The sequence below is a fragment of the Periweissella fabalis genome (genome assembly GCF_012396505.1).
Lineage (GTDB): Bacteria > Bacillota > Bacilli > Lactobacillales > Lactobacillaceae > Periweissella > Periweissella fabalis.
Genome location: NZ_JAAXPN010000025.1, coordinates 1 through 1,110, shown reverse-complemented (window position 1 = coordinate 1,110; position 1,110 = coordinate 1). Strand labels below are relative to the sequence as shown.

1 protein-coding gene is annotated in these 1,110 nt (G+C 38.5%); it reads right to left on the bottom strand.

The annotated features are described in order from the left end of the window. Positions 1-139 precede the first annotated feature (139 nt). Positions 140-1,110, bottom strand: a 971-nt coding sequence (locus tag HF964_RS09905; RefSeq protein WP_168722863.1) for a 2,3-butanediol dehydrogenase, incomplete at its 5' end; no start/stop codon positions are given.

Here is a 1,110-nt window from a genome sequence, read left to right as displayed (position 1 = left end):
AGATGGTCGCTGCTATCTAAAAAATCCTAAATAGGACCCCTAAAGATTTTCTTTAGGGGTCCTATTTAGGATTTCGAACATATCAAATTTTTAGAGTAAATTATCATAGTACATGACTTATGATCCACCCGTTTATTAATTATTTAGTGAAATCAACCAAAATCTTAGCTTGTGATTTATCAGCTACAAGAGCTTCAAAACCATCAGTTACAATTTGATCAACGCCAATTTTCTTAGTAATAACTGGCTTAACATTGATTTGACCACTAGTTACTAAGTCAACTGTTTGTTGGAAAGTCTTCTTTGAATATGCAATCGTTGTTGTAATCTTAACCCCTGCATTCATTAATTGCATTGGGTTAAATTGAATTGGTCGTGCAAAGATTGACACAATTACCAAGTTACCACGTGCCTTAGTAGCATCAATTGCTTGTTCAAATGTTGGTTGCACACCGGCAACTTCAAATGATACATCAACACCACCAGGAACAAGTTCATGAATCTTTTCAATTGCATTAACTTCGGCTGGGTTAATAATATCAGTAGCACCCATTTCAAGGGCTTTATTCAAGCGAACTTCTGATAAGTCAACGGCAATAATCTTAGTGGCACCAGCAGCCTTAGCAGCGGCAGCTACTAAGACCCCAATTGGGCCAGCACCAAAGATAGCAACTGTTTCACCAAACTTCAAATCACCTTCTTTAACAGCTTGAACGGCAACAGCAGTTGGTTCAATTGTTGCTGCTAAATCCAATGGGAAATCTTGTGGTAAGTGAAGTAAGTTTTTAGCTGGTACATTAGCAAATGATGTAAATCCACCATCACAGCTTAAACCAATGAAAGCATAGCCATCATAAACATCATCGCCATCAGGGCGAATTTCGTGGGTAACAGTTGGATTGATTGATACGTGATCACCAACTTTCCAATCAGTGACATTAGCCCCAACTTTATCAATTACCCCTGAAAATTCGTGACCCATTGTCAATGGTGCTTTACCACCAGTCAATTCTTCTGCTTTTTCAACTGGAATAAATACAGGTCCTTCTAAATATTCGTGTAAGTCTGAACCACAAATCCCAGCCCAGGCAACACGAACAACAACTTCGT